This window comes from Dyadobacter chenhuakuii (genome assembly GCF_023821985.2).
Classification (GTDB): Bacteria; Bacteroidota; Bacteroidia; order Cytophagales; family Spirosomataceae; genus Dyadobacter; species Dyadobacter chenhuakuii.
In genome coordinates, this window is sequence record NZ_CP098805.1 from 5,686,106 (window position 1) to 5,701,401 (window position 15,296).

General features: G+C 46.4%; 12 protein-coding genes. 4 read left to right on the top strand and 8 right to left on the bottom strand.

What is annotated here, in order from left to right:
- Positions 1-323: 323 nt before the first annotated feature.
- Complete coding sequence (locus NFI80_RS23870; RefSeq protein ID WP_235164058.1) at positions 324-1,652, top strand: amidohydrolase; 1,329 nt, start codon at positions 324-326, stop codon at positions 1,650-1,652.
- 5 nt (positions 1,653-1,657) lie between these two features.
- Here the strand turns inward: NFI80_RS23870 and NFI80_RS23875 are convergent, their stop codons facing one another.
- From NFI80_RS23875 to NFI80_RS23910, 8 genes are all read right to left on the bottom strand, one after another.
- Entirely contained in the window at positions 1,658-2,458 is an 801-nt protein-coding gene (locus NFI80_RS23875) for an SDR family oxidoreductase (protein ID WP_235164059.1), read from the bottom strand.
- A 6-nt stretch (positions 2,459-2,464) separates the two neighbouring features.
- A complete protein-coding gene (locus NFI80_RS23880; RefSeq protein ID WP_235164060.1) occupies positions 2,465-3,391 on the bottom strand; it encodes a S66 peptidase family protein in 927 nt (308 codons plus the stop codon).
- A 10-nt stretch (positions 3,392-3,401) separates the two neighbouring features.
- The gene (locus NFI80_RS23885; RefSeq protein WP_235164061.1) at positions 3,402-3,680 is read right to left on the bottom strand and encodes a Txe/YoeB family addiction module toxin; all 279 of its coding nucleotides are present in this window, start codon (positions 3,678-3,680) and stop codon (positions 3,402-3,404) included.
- On the bottom strand, positions 3,656-3,964 hold the full coding sequence (locus NFI80_RS23890; protein WP_235164062.1) for a DUF2683 family protein: 309 nt from the start codon (positions 3,962-3,964) through the stop codon (positions 3,656-3,658). Before NFI80_RS23890 ends, NFI80_RS23885 begins: the two co-directional genes overlap by 25 nt.
- A 42-nt stretch (positions 3,965-4,006) precedes the next feature.
- The gene (locus tag NFI80_RS23895; protein WP_026628268.1) at positions 4,007-4,333 is read right to left on the bottom strand and encodes a DciA family protein; all 327 of its coding nucleotides are present in this window, start codon (positions 4,331-4,333) and stop codon (positions 4,007-4,009) included.
- 38 nt (positions 4,334-4,371) lie between these two features.
- Positions 4,372-7,383: a serine hydrolase domain-containing protein gene (locus NFI80_RS23900; protein ID WP_235164063.1), complete on the bottom strand. Its 3,012-nt coding sequence runs from the start codon at positions 7,381-7,383 to the stop codon at positions 4,372-4,374.
- Positions 7,384-7,481: 98 nt separating this feature from the next.
- Positions 7,482-8,669, bottom strand: coding sequence for a chromate efflux transporter (chrA, locus tag NFI80_RS23905; protein ID WP_235164064.1), 1,188 nt, complete (start codon positions 8,667-8,669; stop codon positions 7,482-7,484).
- A 12-nt stretch (positions 8,670-8,681) separates the two neighbouring features.
- The gene (locus NFI80_RS23910; protein ID WP_235164065.1) at positions 8,682-9,638 is read right to left on the bottom strand and encodes an isopenicillin N synthase family dioxygenase; all 957 of its coding nucleotides are present in this window, start codon (positions 9,636-9,638) and stop codon (positions 8,682-8,684) included.
- 154 nt (positions 9,639-9,792) lie between these two features.
- Between NFI80_RS23910 and NFI80_RS23915 the strand changes: the two genes are divergently transcribed.
- The 3 genes from NFI80_RS23915 to NFI80_RS23925 all read left to right on the top strand — a co-directional run bounded on the left by NFI80_RS23915 (position 9,793) and on the right by NFI80_RS23925 (position 15,279).
- A complete protein-coding gene (locus NFI80_RS23915) occupies positions 9,793-10,383 on the top strand; it encodes an RNA polymerase sigma factor (RefSeq protein WP_235159365.1) in 591 nt (196 codons plus the stop codon).
- 88 nt (positions 10,384-10,471) lie between these two features.
- On the top strand, positions 10,472-11,596 hold the full coding sequence (locus NFI80_RS23920; protein ID WP_235164066.1) for a FecR family protein: 1,125 nt from the start codon (positions 10,472-10,474) through the stop codon (positions 11,594-11,596).
- Positions 11,597-11,778: 182 nt separating this feature from the next.
- Positions 11,779-15,279, top strand: coding sequence for a TonB-dependent receptor (locus NFI80_RS23925; protein ID WP_235164067.1), 3,501 nt, complete (start codon positions 11,779-11,781; stop codon positions 15,277-15,279).
- Positions 15,280-15,296: the final 17 nt, after the last annotated feature.

Genomic DNA, 15,296 nt, shown 5'->3' on the forward strand with positions numbered 1-15,296 from the left:
TATCCACTGTGTTTTTGACAAATATTATACCTGGAATAGCGCATTTTTTGCCATTTTTTAAATGTTTGATTTATGTGAAAAACCAGTTACTATTATATATTTGTTAACAATATGGTGCTTTTATTAACTTTTTCGTATCATTACCGGTCAGCAGTTTTAAGATTAATAAATAGCAAACTAATTTGACGCTAGGGTTATACGTTTGTCTTAACAAGAATGAATCTAAATTATTTATTTTTAGAATTTATTCGTTCCAAGCCGTTAACTAAATTCTTTTTATTTTGGATTATTCTAATAATTGAAAATATCTCAACCTTTCATTTATGCTAAGAACACTACTTTCCATCGCTCTTATCATCTCTGTTCTGCAAGCCCATGCGCAGTCTAATTTATCGGCCTCTATTGATCAGAAGGCACAATCGCTGGAAAAAAAGCTGGTGGAATGGCGCCGGGATTTTCATGAAAATCCGGAGCTGGGCAACCGGGAGTTTAAAACCGCTGAGAAAGTGGCAAACCACTTGAAACAATTGGGAATAGAAGTGACGACTGGCATAGCGCATACGGGTGTTGTGGGGCTTCTGAAAGGTGGGAAACCAGGTCCTGTGGTAGCATTGCGGGCGGATATGGACGGACTGCCTGTCACCGAGCGTGTGGATGTGCCATTCAAATCGAAGGTTATGGTCGATTACAATGGCCAGAAAACAGGCGTCATGCACGCATGCGGGCACGATACACACGTGGCGATCCTGATGGGTGTTGCCGAAGTCCTTGCCGGGATGAAAAATGACATTCCAGGGACGATCAAATTTATATTTCAGCCAGCCGAAGAAGGCGCGCCGGAAGGCGAGGAGGGTGGTGCCAAGCTGATGGTTAAAGAGGGTGTTCTTGACAATCCGGCCGTTGAAGCGATCTTCGGGCTTCATATTGATGCGCTGATAGAAGTCGGCAAAATCGCTTACAAGCCGGGAGCAACCATGGCGGCGGTTGATTTTTTCAGCATTGATGTAACAGGAAAGCAAACACACGGCGCCTATCCATGGTCCGGAATAGATCCGATCGTTACTTCTTCACAGATCATCATGGGTTTGCAGACGATTGTAAGCCGCAACCTGAATCTAACGCAGGCACCCGCCGTGGTAACTGTTGGCGCGGTCAATGGTGGCATCCGGCAGAATATTATTCCGGAAAGTGTCAAAATGATCGGCACGGTCCGCACGTTCGACGAAGGTATGCATATGTATGTGCACAAGCGGATGAATGAGATTGCAACCAACATTGCAGAAAGTGCAGGCGCAACGGCCAAGGTGAACATTAATGTCATGTATCCGGTCACATTCAATAATGAAGCATTGACGGCGAAGATGATCGGGACTTTGGAAAATGTAGCCGGAAAAAACAATGTGAACTTAATCCCGGCCAAAACCGGCGCGGAAGATTTCTCCTATTTTCAGCAAAAAGTCCCCGGATTCTTCTTTTTCCTGGGCGGTATGCCGAAGGGAAAGGCCGTAGAGCAAGCTGCGCCGCACCATACGCCCGACTTTTATGTGGATGAGAGCAGTCTTGTACTGGGCGTGCGCTCGCTAAGCCGCTTGGCAACAGATTATTTGCAAATGGCCAAATCAAGTGATGTTAAGAAAGGAAAAAGCAAGTAAACACCTTATTCCGGAATGTTCTTGCGGACCTGATCAAAAAGCAGATTTGGTAAAAAACGCTTTAAATAAATAGCGGCCACTTCTTTGAAACCACCGATATAGATTTCCTTTTTGTCCTTTTTAACTGCGTCGAGAATTCTGCGTGCACATTCTTCTGCGGGAATTCCTTTCGCCTGATTGGAATCCATTTTGCCGAATTTACTCCCCGAAGCATCCATCGCATTCAGCGAAATATTGGTGCGGATATAGCCCGGGCAAACCGTCGTCACCTTAATGTTATCACTGTAACCCTCAGCCCTGAGCGAGTCGTAAAAGCCATGTAATGCATGTTTGGCAGCATTATAACCCGATCTCATAATCGTCCCTATTTTTCCGGCAACGCTACTGATCACAATGAAATGCCCGCTTTTTTGCTTGATCATATAAGGCAAAACGGCCTTAGTCAGGGCCACCGTACTAAAAAAGTTCACATTCATCAGTTTCTGATAAACATCCAGCGCTGTATCGTTGACATAGGAACGCTGGCTAACCCCTGCATTGTGAACCATTACGTCTATCCGTCCGAAATGCGCAATTACTTGTTCAGCTGCGCCTTGCGCCTTGTCAAACTGGGTTACGTCCATAGGAAGCACCAGAACGGATGTTTCTGGTAGGCCTGTTATTTCTTTCACCCTCCGGAGCTCGTCTTCGCGCCTTGCCGTGAGCACAAGCCTGGCGCCTTCTTTTGCAAATGCAAGCGCCATAGCCTCTCCGATTCCCGACGATGCGCCCGTTATCCAGACAACCTTATTATTAAATGTATCCATGAATGATCAGAATGCGGAATTTTCGAATTGGAAGGAAACTCCCTCACTTGTGACATTGAGAACAGCCTCCATACCAACGCCCATCGCACGATTATCGCCGACATGACCCACAGGGAAATTGAAACAAACCGGATAATCGAACCCAGCAATGTGTTCTTGAATAATTTCGTAATATGTTTTACCGAATGTCGGATTAGTATTGTCCTTCATATCAGAGAATTGCCCGACGATTAAGCCAGCCAGTTTATCGAATTTACCAGCCCGTTTCATCTGGATCATCATGCGGTCCAGGTTGTAGAGATATTCGTTAATGTCTTCAATAAAGAGGATTTTTCCATCCGTATCCACATCGGTTTGCGAGCCGATCAAATGCGCTAAAATGCACAGATTACCACCGACAACCTGCCCGTTAGCGATTCCTGCTTGATTTAAAGGATGGATATCAATCTTATAATGAGGCATTTCGCCGAACAGCATTTGCCGGAGTGACTCTTTCGCCAATTCCGCCCCGTCCGTCGTAATAGACTTGCCCATGGGCGCATGCAGGCTCGCATAACCCAGGTCAAATATCTGGGAAAGGATCACAGTCAGGTCACTGAATCCCACAACCCATTTCGGATTTTTAAGAAATTGATCAAAATTAAGCTGATCCACGATCCGGGAGCAGCCATAACCGCCACGGGCAGCAATCACAGCCTTAATAGAAGGATCATCCAGCATCGCCTGCAAATCAGCAAGACGCACGGCATCCGGCGCAGAAAACTGGTTCGAAGCCGTTTTTAAAGTCTCTCCTTCCACCACTTCAAGCCCCCATTCGTCTCGAAAAACAGCGATCCCCGGCAAAAGGTCATCATAATTCAAAACACTAGCCGGCGCCACAATGCCAATCTTATCACCGGGTTTGAGGAAAGGAGGGAGGTTGATTTTGTTCATTAAATAAATGCTAGGGTTCATAATGACCCTTCATGGAGATAATGAAAACCGTATGGTCTTCGATTCTGTAAATGATTCTGTGTTCTTGATCTATTCGTCTGGAATATTTGCCTGCCAGACTGTATTTCAGCAGCTCAGGTTTTCCGATTCCGGAAGCCGGCGTTTCTCTGATCGACTGGATCAACTTTTCGATTCTCTTAATGTGCGTTTTCCGGCCAGATTTATGCCAGAATTCTAAGTGTTGCAGAGCGAGATCGGTAAACTTTATTTTGAAGTTACCAGATCCCATAAATTTTCTCCTTCTTTTAGTTCAGTAGTGCGACCCTCTTTAATTTGCTGTTCGCCATCCTCGATCATGGCTACAAATTCGGAATTATAAATTATCTCGTCAAGCGTAATCTTCACTCTCTTCCCATCCTGAATATCTTTTTTACCATTCTTAATTTTTTCAATAAACTCAGGATTATATGGACTTTCTGCCTGCTCCTCAAAAGAAACGTGGGCATTTTTCAAGAGATCCTTAACAGCCTGAAGAACCTTTTGATCTTCCGTATTAATGAATAGTGTTGTCATAGCTTTTTTCTTTTTTAACCAAATTAAAGATAGTATAGTTTACTATATAAACACAACCTCTTCCAGCAACTCCGAGCCCATCTCCCGGTTGATGAGTTCGATGATTTTTCCTTTGGCGCGGAAGAGTTCGTTCCGTAACGGTGCGGATTCTATTTGTAGGAAAAGGGTTTTTTCTTTGATGTAAACGGTTTTTGTACGGGTTGCGATTGCAGAACCCATGATCTTTTCCCAATGTGCGACGACGTACGATTGATCAAACCGGTTCCGTAAACGATACTTCTCCAGCATTTGGTCAATGGCATCTTTCAGCGGCGTGACGCCGGGTCGCCGCGAAGCTTTTTCTTTGTCAAACCGATACTGCATGGCCATAATGAATCAATGTTGAATCCTGCAAATGTAGGAAGTTCTCAGAGCCCGGCTGTCGTTACGGGGTTTACTTTTTTCAGCAATTCCTCGTAAACCACATCCATAATGGCCGTGCGAATGTTGAGTTGCGAAATTTTATTATTCTCTCTTGTTGGGTAAACGCGGTTCGAAAGAAACACATAATTCAGCTTCCACGCAGGATCGGCCCAAGTCATAATGCCCGTGTAACCCGTATGCCCGAAGCTGGACGGACTCGCATATTTAGGTGCATTGCCGGTATATTTAAACGAAGGCTTATCAAACCCAATCCCACGGCGACTGCCCATTTCAGGATATTGGTAACGCGTAAACTCAACCAGCGCATCCTTGCTCAAAAGCTGCTGACCGCCATAATAACCCTGCTGCAAATACATTTGCCAAACTTTCATCACATCATTGGCATCCCCAAACAACCCCGCATGTCCGCTCAAACCGCCTAACATCGCCGCCGCTTCGTCATGTACCTGGCCATGCAATTGCGTCATCCTGAAAAACGTATCGCGTTCCGTCTCTACAATGTCCTGCAACTTGTAAAAACGCTTTGGATTGAATGTCAATGTGTTCGCACCCAGCTTATGGTAATAGTGGTTTTTGAGGTAATCTTCAAAATTCTCGCCTGAAAGTCTTTTTACAATTTGAGGATAAAGAATAAACGAAAGATCGCTGTATACATAGCCTTCCTTCTCATTCAGAGGAGAATTGCGAATGGCTTCGAAAATCTTTTTGTCGTAGTTCTTGAAGATAAAGAGGCTGTCGCCAACTACCGAAGTCGGATATTTTTTTGACTGTTTTGTGCTGAATGTCTTCTTTTTCCAGGATCCATCCGCATTCTGTGCTTCTTTCCAAAGGACGATAAATGCCTTTAAACGAGCACTATGCGTCAATACGCGGCGCCATTGCAGGTCTGCTTTGTTGGAGCCTTCAAAATCGGGCAGGTAATCCTTCATTGTCGCATCCAGATCAAACTTTTTAGCGTCCCAAAGGCTCATCAGGGCCAATGTGGAAGCTGTGATCTTCGTCACCGAAGCGAGGTCGTAAAGGTCAGTCAGTTTCACATTCGCATTGCCTTCGTAAGTATGTTTTCCATAAGCTTTTCTGAAAAACACTTTCCCATCCTTTGCCAATTGCACCACGCAGCCTGGCGTTGCTTTCTGCGTAACCGCCAGATTTGCAATGGAGTCTATTTTGAATGTAATGATCTCAGAATCAAGTCCGAGTTCTTCCGGGATTGTGTATTTCAATCGGCCTATGGCAGGAGTTTCAATGCCTGCATTATAAGGAAATTGTGCATTTACGGTAACAGGCAATTTTCCCTGGGCGGGGATGGCTCCAAAGATCAGTTGTGCAGAAAGATCCTGTGTGTAAGGGGTTAATTGATAGGCCATTAACAACGCACGCGCATTCTCGGGCTTTTGTATTTTGTTTAAAGAATAAGGGTTGCCGAAAATGGACACAACTGCCTTGTCAGAAGCAATCAGCTCCTGCAAAACGGCACTCATTTGCTCTGTTAGCCCATAATTAGTCCGTGGCGAAATGCTACCCAAATGCACGCCTACCAGTAACAAGTTGAATGCTTTCAATTTTTCCCGCAATTCGGTTACCTGCGCCTCAGTTGCTTTGGCCGGAACCTGAAAGTGCTCGACGGTTGTGTACAAGCCCAATGTCTTCTGGAATGTTGTAATGGTGTCGGCACCTAAGGATATGGAAGCGATTTTCAACGTGTCCAGGTCGCGCAGGGGCAATAAGTCTTTGTCGTTTTTGAGGACAGTTAATGCTTTTTCGGTCAAAAGGCGGTTTGTCAGTTCGGCAGCTTTTGGGTTCAGGTCTTTGTATAAATTGTTGAGATCAACCGGCTTATAATAGTTCAGGCCGGCCCACGCCTTGGCTTGCAGTACTTTTTTGCAGCGTGCATCAATTTCCGCCTGCGTTATTTTTCCTTCCGCAATGCTTTTCTTGATCTCAGCGATTGATTTCGAAACATCCTCCGTAAATTCCAGCAAGTCCATTCCTGATTCAAGGCCCATAGCATCTGCGCGACCATTCGGGAAATACTTGGTGACGCCTTTCATATTCATAGCATCAGAATAGATCAGGCCATCGAACCCAAGCTGTTTTCTCAAAAGATCGGAAACAATTGGTTTTGAAAGGGTTGAAGGAAGATTTTTGGTCGTATCAAGCGCCGGAATGCTCAAATGTGCGATCATCATCCCGCTAATGCCATTCGCGATCAGCGCTTTGAAAGGATATAGTTCGAGAGAATCAAGCCGGGTTGTGTTATGCGAAATTAATGGAAGATCATAATGCGAATCTACGCCCGTGTCACCGTGTCCGGGGAAATGCTTGGCGCTGGTCAGCAAGCCGTTATCCTGCATTCCCTTCATATAAGCCACGGCTTTGTCGGCTACTTTGTATTTGTTTTCTCCAAAAGACCGGAAGCTGATCACCGGGTTATCGGGATTGTTGTTTACATCGGCAACGGGCGCAAAATTAATGTGCATACCCAGGCGCCGAGCTTGTTTGGCGAGCTGTGCGCCCATCTCATAAATCAGATCATTACTGCCCTGGATTGCGCCCAATGTCATTTGATAAGGATAGCGCACCGTGCTGTCAATCCGCATAGCAAGTCCGAATTCCGCATCCATTGCAATCAGCAAAGGCACTTTTGAAATCGACTGATAATAATTCGTCAGCTGTGCCTGGGGAATCGGCCCGCCCTGAAAGAATACGATCCCACCCACCTTATTTTCCCGGATCAGCTTCTCCACCACTGCCGGATTACTAGTTTTAGGATCAATAACAGCCCGTTTTACATCCGAAACCGCCGCCACCATAATCAACTGCGCAATCCGCTCATCCGGCGTAAGCGTAGCAAAAACCGAATCCACCCACTGCCGCGAAGCATTGGTTTGATTTTGATTTAAAAATGTGGGGGAAGCAGCAATTTGTGCCTGGGAATTAGCACTGCAAATGATTAGGGAGAAAAGGGAAACGAGCAGAAAGGTGATTTTTTTCATGAATTGGGACAGAATAGGAATCAGCTTCCAAAGTTTGGAAAACCAATTGACTAATCCAATGGAAACTATTGTCTCGCTAAATGTTTGGCGAACGCATCTTAAAACACCAACCCCAACACCAGCCCTGCGACGATAATTATATATGACGGCACCTTTGAAAAAGTCAGGACTAAAATTGTGGCGATGACGGTTAGCATTGGTTGAGTGCTGCTCATCATGGGTTGGAAAAGGGAGATGGCGGCTGCGATGGTGAGGCCGCAACTGGCGGCGTGGATGCCTTCGAGCGAGGCCCGGATGCCGCGGTAACGTTTGAGCTGGTCCCAGAATGGGTAGGCGAAAAAGATGAAGAATGTGCCTGGAAGGAAAATCCCGGCTGTTGCAACGAAACCGCCAACAATCTGTCCGGTAATGCCTGCTGATTGCAGCGAAATGCTTCCGACAAATGTGGCAATGGAAAAAACAGGTCCCGGCACGACCTGGGTAAGCGCCATTCCGGCCAGAAATTCCTGATCGGTGAGATAATGCTTGAATTCTACAAACTCGTTATATAGGATCGGGACAAGCACTTGCCCGCCGCCGAAAACCAGGCTGCCGTTCCGGTAAAAATTTTCAAAAAGCCGCACAGGAAGAGAATTCGTGACCTTACCCACAATCGCAGCCGCGATCAGGACCGAGATCCAAAAAATAATGGGCCGCCAAAGAATGCGGATCGGGCCGCGCTCCATTTTTTCGTGTTTCTTGAAATTGAGGGACGCCGCAACGCCGCCGCTGACAATGAGCACGGGCGTCATGTATGGGGACGGATACATGTAGGCCAGAATCGTGGCAATTACCAGAAACGACCAGCCTTGTGTATTATGAATGACTTTTTTGGCAATGGACGACGCGCCATACATTAAAAAAGCTACCGCCATCGGCCCCACGAACTTCGTGAATTGCAGAGAAATCGAGTTGCGTTCCAGATAATGTATGCCGATTGCCGCCAGTGTCATCAGGATCATAGCTGGCAGCGACCAGACGATAAGTGTCAGATAAGCAAGTGGTTGTCCACCGATTTTCAGTCCGATGGCCGTAACAGTCTGCGTGGAGCTGGGGCCTGGTAAAACCGAGCATAATGCCTGTAATTCAAGCAGTTCCTCTTCGGTAATGTATCTTCTTTTCCGCACCAGCCGCTCAATCATCATCATCAAATGCACCTGCGGGCCTCCAAATGCCGTCACGGACAGCAAGAGGATGTCCGTCAGGTAAATGATGTAGCGAAAGCGGCGGATAGGAGGGTGGGCCAAGGGTTTTGGAGGTTATTTTTTTAAACCCAGTTCTCTCAATCGTTCATCCAAAAATTCACCCGCTGTCATATTGGTATACAGTTTAGGGAATTCCTGCGAAACACAACTATCCAGACTTGTGAGATCCATATCGGCCCGAGGATGCATAAAAAACGGGATTGAATAACGCGAAGTGCCCATTTTCTCACGTGGCGGATTCACGACCCGGTGAATGGTCGATTTCAATTTATGATTGGTAAGCCTGTCCAGCATATCACCCACATTGACCACGATCTGATCCGGAAGGGCGGTGATGGGAATCCATTCTCCGTCGCGGCGAAGCACTTCCAGGCCTTCTGCGCTGGCGCCCATTAGTAATGTAATGAGGTTAATGTCGCCGTGAGCCGCAGCACGCACGGCTCCTTCGGGCACGAGTTCGGGATTTGGAATTGGGAAATAATGTAAGGCCCGCAGCAGGCTGTCGCCATTTCTGACCTTGTCTTCAAAATAATCCTCAGGCAGATTGAGATAAATAGCGATGGCGCGCAGCAGCATTTTCCCCGCATTCTCAAATGTCCGGTAAACTGCTAATGTATGTTTTTCAAATTCAGGGAGTTCGGCAGGAAAAACGTTGGAAGGCATGCTGCCAATGGGATCGGGCTGGCCAATGTGGTAAAATTCTTTCAGATCGGCCACTTTGAAACCCTTAGCAGTCTCTTTTCCTTTTCCTATATATCCGCGCTGACCGAAGAGCTCGGCAAACTCATATTTTTTCTTGACTTCATCAGGAAGCGAGAAGAAAGCCTTCACGGTTTCGTAAAGTTCATTCCGCAGGGAGTCGCTGAGTCCGTGGTTTTTTATTGCTACAAATCCAATGTTGTTGAACGCTTCACCCAGGTCTGCTACAAACTGCTTTTTCTGTTCGGCATTTCCTGAGGTAAAATCGGCCAAATCCAGCGATGGGACTTGATTTAATAATGCTGGTTCCATAAAATACTTTTTTGGTGCAAAGTAAAAACTATCCGCAGACTTGCCAAGTGATCTCATAGCATGAACTGGAAAACGTATACAGCAGGGAATGTTTTTTATATATACATTACACCTTTGTTCAATATTTTCAGACTTCCATTTTTGACATTCTGGTATGACAGACATTGATCCGGGAAATGACCTTTGGGAGCGATTTATTTCCGGGAGTTCTTCGGCATTCAGCGAGCTTTACGATGCCTATACAGACGTTCTGTATAAGTTCGGAATGCGATATTCGGCTGACAGTGATCTTGTTAAAGATTGTATCCACGATCTTTTTATAGACCTGCACAGCTATCGCGGAAGTCTGGCGAAGGAGGTTAATGTTAAATTTTATTTACTAAAATCATTTCGAAGAAAACTGCACGCCGCGCACCGGAAATCAAGCTTGCTGAACTTCAACAGCTGGCAGGCAGAGGAAACGTTCGGCATTAATGCATTTGCATTCAGTGCTGAACATGAGATCATTGTGGATGAAAAACAGCGTGAAATGCTGGATCATCTGGCGTTGGAAATTAATCAACTCCCTGAGCGGCAACGGGAAATCCTGTATTTACGCTTCAATCAGGACCTGGATTATGAGGAGATTGCTTCCATGATGCAAATTTCAGTTCCTACCTGCCGGACCTTCATTTACCGGGCGCTCAAACAACTTCGCGGCAAGCTGGAATTCAGCTCCATTGCCCTGTTTTTGTACTGGGTATAAAATATTTTCTTCTTTTTGTTAAAATAATCCTTTTTCGGAGTCTATATGACGTCGAAAGTCTTCTCTTGTATGTCAAACAAGTTCTTAAATGAAAAGAAGATTACGAAAGCACGAGGATTTGCACGAATCTGAATCAGCCGGACTGACGGAAGACGAGCAAAAAATTCTTGCTAATACAAAGATTTTGATGCATTCCCTGCGGGAGGAAGCATTGCCTGTTGCCGAAAAAGAAGCATTGCGAATGCGCGTTCAGGAAACAATCGCACAAAAAAGCGAGCGGCCCGTCCGCAGCATATGGCTGGCCGTTGCAGCATCTCTGGCCTTATTAATGGTCGTAGGCGCAGGTTTCCTGCTCATGCAAAAAAATAAAGGATCGGCGATGGAAGAAGTGGCTTCCAAAATCCAGGCTGACACAGAAGAAACGCGCTTGCAGCTCGCGGACAAGCGGATTATTCATCTTTCCGAACAGAATTCAGACCTGATCTATGAGCAAAACGGTTCTCGTATCCAGATCGACTCGTCGTCCGTGGTGGAACAGCAAGTGGCTGAATCCGAAGAAGAATTCAACACATTAACGGTCCCTTACGGTAAAAGGTCGACCATTACGCTCATCGACGGCACCAAGATCTGGCTCAATTCCGGTTCACGCCTCGTTTATCCAGCTCAATTTGACGGCGACACAAGGGAGGTTTACCTTGAAGGTCAGGCCTATTTTTCCGTTTCGCACGCAGCCGAAAGACCATTTTATGTGCATACCAAAAACATCAAAGTACAGGTTCTCGGAACCGAGTTTGACGTGAGCGCTTATGACGACGACCAACAGACCGCAGCCGTGCTCGTCAAAGGAAGCATTGAGCTGACGGCCAATCAAAAATCTTTATTCAACACGAAAAACAAGAAGCTCACACCCGGGACGATGGCTGTTTACAATGCAGCAACGGATGATCTGCAAACGGCGGGCGTGGACGTAGAACCTTACATTTCCTGGAAAGAGGGCTATCTGATTTTCAAAAAGGCACCGCTTAGGGACATCCTCAAAAAGCTTTCGCGCTATTATAAGGCCGATATTTCGCTGGGCAGCGCAGAGGCAAAGCACGTTACATTCTCCGGAACACTGGATTTGCAGGATGATCTGGCCATGGTTCTGGACGTTATATCCGTATCGACATCACTTAAATATCAGCAAACAGAAAGGAGGTTTATATTCAGGTAAAGCATTATGAGAACAACAAAAACGGAAGACGCGGCAACGTCTTCCGATAGTCACACTTGCCGGCAAGCAAGTGATTTTTAAACCATTGTATCAACAAAAGTCGTATCAAATTTATGAAAAAATTTGACCATTCAGGGCATTGCCCTCCGGGTGTATTATTCCCAAAAAAAATCCTAAGAATTATGAAGCTGACGATTCTACTACTATGGATCGGAATGATGGGCGTTCATGCAACAGGCTATTCGCAGAAAAGCAGGATGGATGTAGCGATCCGGAACGGCAATCTGGGCGGGTTATTTAAGCTGATTCAGGAAAAAACCGATTACCGGATTTTTTATAAGGACGGCCTTTTTTCGGAAAACGGCGAAGGGAATCTCAATCTTAACCTAAAAAACGAAACCGTTCCCGCCATTCTGACACGGGCGCTGAAAGGCACTGATCTGACATTTAAAATTATTGGAAAACAAATTGCCGTTTTCAAAAAGGATGAAGAATCAAAATCTGCCGCCATTAAATCATTGCCTGCACCCGAGGCACCGGTAGCAAATGTGATCCGCGAAATCACGGGAACAATCCAGGATATGAAGGGCGGGCCGTTGCCGGGAGCAACCGTGATCGTCAAAGGAACTGATAAGGGCACGTCTACGGATGCCACGGGCAAGTTCAGCATTGAAGCGGAGCAGGGGGATGTGCTGGTGATTTCCTTTATCGGTTATTTGGGCAAGGAACTGGTTGTCGGCACCCAAACGGCTGTGAATATCCAGCTGGAAGAGGACCTGGGCGGACTGGAAGAAGTTGTGATCGTAGGTTTTGGCTCTCAGCGAAAAGCCACCATTACGGGTTCCATTGCCACCATTACCACAGAAGATTTAAAACAAAGCCCGACAGCGAGCATTACCAATGCATTGGCGGGACGGCTTCCGGGACTTTTTGCCAACCAGTTTGGCGGCGGTGAGCCGGGTGTGGACAGGAGTGATATTTTTATCCGCGGCACAGCCACTTACGGAAATCAAGCCCCGATTGTGATTATCGACGGTCTGGAAAGAAGCATGGATTATCTGGCACCATCGGAAATTGAAACATTTACAATTCTCAAAGATGCCTCAGCAACAGCTCCTTACGGGGTTAGGGGAGCCAATGGTGTGATTCTGATCACAACAAAAAGAGGAAAAGTGCAGGATAAAGCGACCGTCAATTTTAAAGGCTCGGTCGGAGTCAACCAGCCTGTAAAATTCCCGACTTACCTGGGATCGGCGGATTATGCCATGTTATACAACGAAGCCCGCCGGAACGACAGCCCGGATGCGGACCCGTCGACATTGAATCTGTTTTCAGAATCCGCCATTACGAATTTCCGGAAAGCGAAAGGTGACAACTCGGATGGATTAGGGTATAACTGGAATTATTTCGATTACGCATTCAAGCCAGGGGTGCAGCATGATTATAGTTTGTCTATTAGCGGTGGATCAGTAAGGGCCAGATATTTCGTTCTGGCCAATTACTTTCAGCAGGATGGAAACTACAAGCACACGAATATGGGCCCGAACAACACCCAGGCCGTTTTTAAGCGCTATAATTTCCGTTCTAATATTGATATAGACATTACAGATAACTTTTTTGCCAGACTGGACATTGGTGCCCGGATCACAGACCGCAATGCGCCGGGAACATCGGCAGCAAGGATCGTGGAAATGGCCAACACGCAGCCTTCTTATCTGCCCATCACATTAGAACCAAATGGAAACCCTGCGAACCGGGTTTTTGAAGCTAATAATCCGCTTGGAATGCTGTATGGTGATCAGATTTACAGGTTTAACATTCTCGGTGAGCTGAGTCGCACCGGGTTTTTGAATGATAAAAACACCTATCTCAACGGCTCGTTTTCGTTGGGGCATAAGCTGGATTTCATAACAAAAGGCTTATCCATTGACGGCGTTTTCTCATATGATGCGTCCGACGGAGCCTGGATCCGTCGCGATGTGACAACCTATTCCGAAGGTTACCGCGAATATCCGGGTTATGCAACATTTGTTCCGGAGCAGGGAAGTGATATTTACAGGGAACCAGGGATCTATACGGGTGCATACAAGTCGGGAAACAAGTATGACATTGACCAGACGATCCGCAACCAGTTCGACAATAAGGACAACGAAAACCGCTCTTATGTCCAGGCTAAGCTGGATTACCTGCGCAATTTCGGCATGCATGATGTCACGGGAATGGTGCTCGTAAACCGCTCCAAACGGATCATTAATAACCAGGTGCCGTTTAGTTACCAGGGCATTACGGCCAGGGCCACTTATGGCTATGACGATCGCTATCTTTTCGAGTTCAATGCGGCGTATAATGGCTCCGAAAACTTTGCAAAAGGGAAACGTTACGGATTTTTCCCTTCTGTTTCGGCAGGCTGGGTGCTCTCCAAAGAACAGTTTATGAGCAGCACGCAAAACTGGCTGAATTCCTTTAAGATCAGAGGCTCCTATGGCTTGGTTGGGAGTGACCGTGTTCCGAATGACCGCCGGTTTATTTATCTGCAATATTTTAGCGGTCGAGAGCATGATTACAATTTTGGAACGGACAATTTCGGTTCAGGAGCAGGGGGTTACCTCTACGAAGGCGACCTGGCCAATCCAGACCTGACCTGGGAAAAAGCCAGAAAAGCCAACATTGGTATTGATGCAACATTCCTGAAACACCTTACGGTTACACTGGACCTGTTTCACGAGCATCGCTACGACATTATCACAGACATGGGTGGCGGCGATAAGCTTGGCTTCCCGGACATAGTGGGAAAGGATGCGCCTTACATTAACTCAGGGATTGTCAATAACCGCGGTTTTGACCTGGAAGTAGGCTGGTCTGGCAGCATTGGGAAGGATGCCACGTATTTTATTCGTCCCAATCTCTCCTTCGCGCGCAACAACATTGTGTTTATGAATGAAATCCCTTACGCAATGTCCGGCAGGGCTAACACCGGGAAACGCATCGGCGAACATTTCAATTATGCCTTTGACCATTTCGTGAGAAACCAGGGAGAGGCTAATGAGCTGAATGCAATGAACTCTGGTGGTGGTTACCAGTCGTGGGGAACATTGCGTCCCGGCGATGTCGTGTATAAGGATTTGAATGGGGACGGGAAAATCGACGATCTCGGCGACCGCACGGCTATGGGCAATCCGCGAAATCCTGAAATTATGTTTGGATTGCCGGTAGGGGCCAAATACAAAGGTTTTGATTTCAGTATGCTGTTCCAGGGTGCTGCGCGTGCTTCTGTGCAGTTGTCGGGTGCGGCTGTTTACGATTTCCCTTTGTTTAACCAGGATAAATATGGAAAAGTGAAACCCATGCATCTGGATCGCTGGACACCGGAAACGGCGGAAACAGCGACCTATCCCGCATTGCATTTCGGCGACCATAGCAATAACAAGAATGGTAACAGCAGCTTGTTTTTATATAATTCCAAATACATCCGGCTCAAAACCATTGAGCTGGGCTACAATTTGCCAAAAGCCGCCATTAACAAAATCGGTATCGAGCAAGTTCGGTTTTATGCGCAGGGCCTGAACCTGATGACTTGGGACGGGCTGAAAAAAGTAGATATGGACCCGGAAACAAGGGAAGGGACGGGCGACTGGTATCCGATCCAGAAGGTTTTGAATTTTGGCGTTGATTTAACATTCTGATTTTATCCAAAGATTTT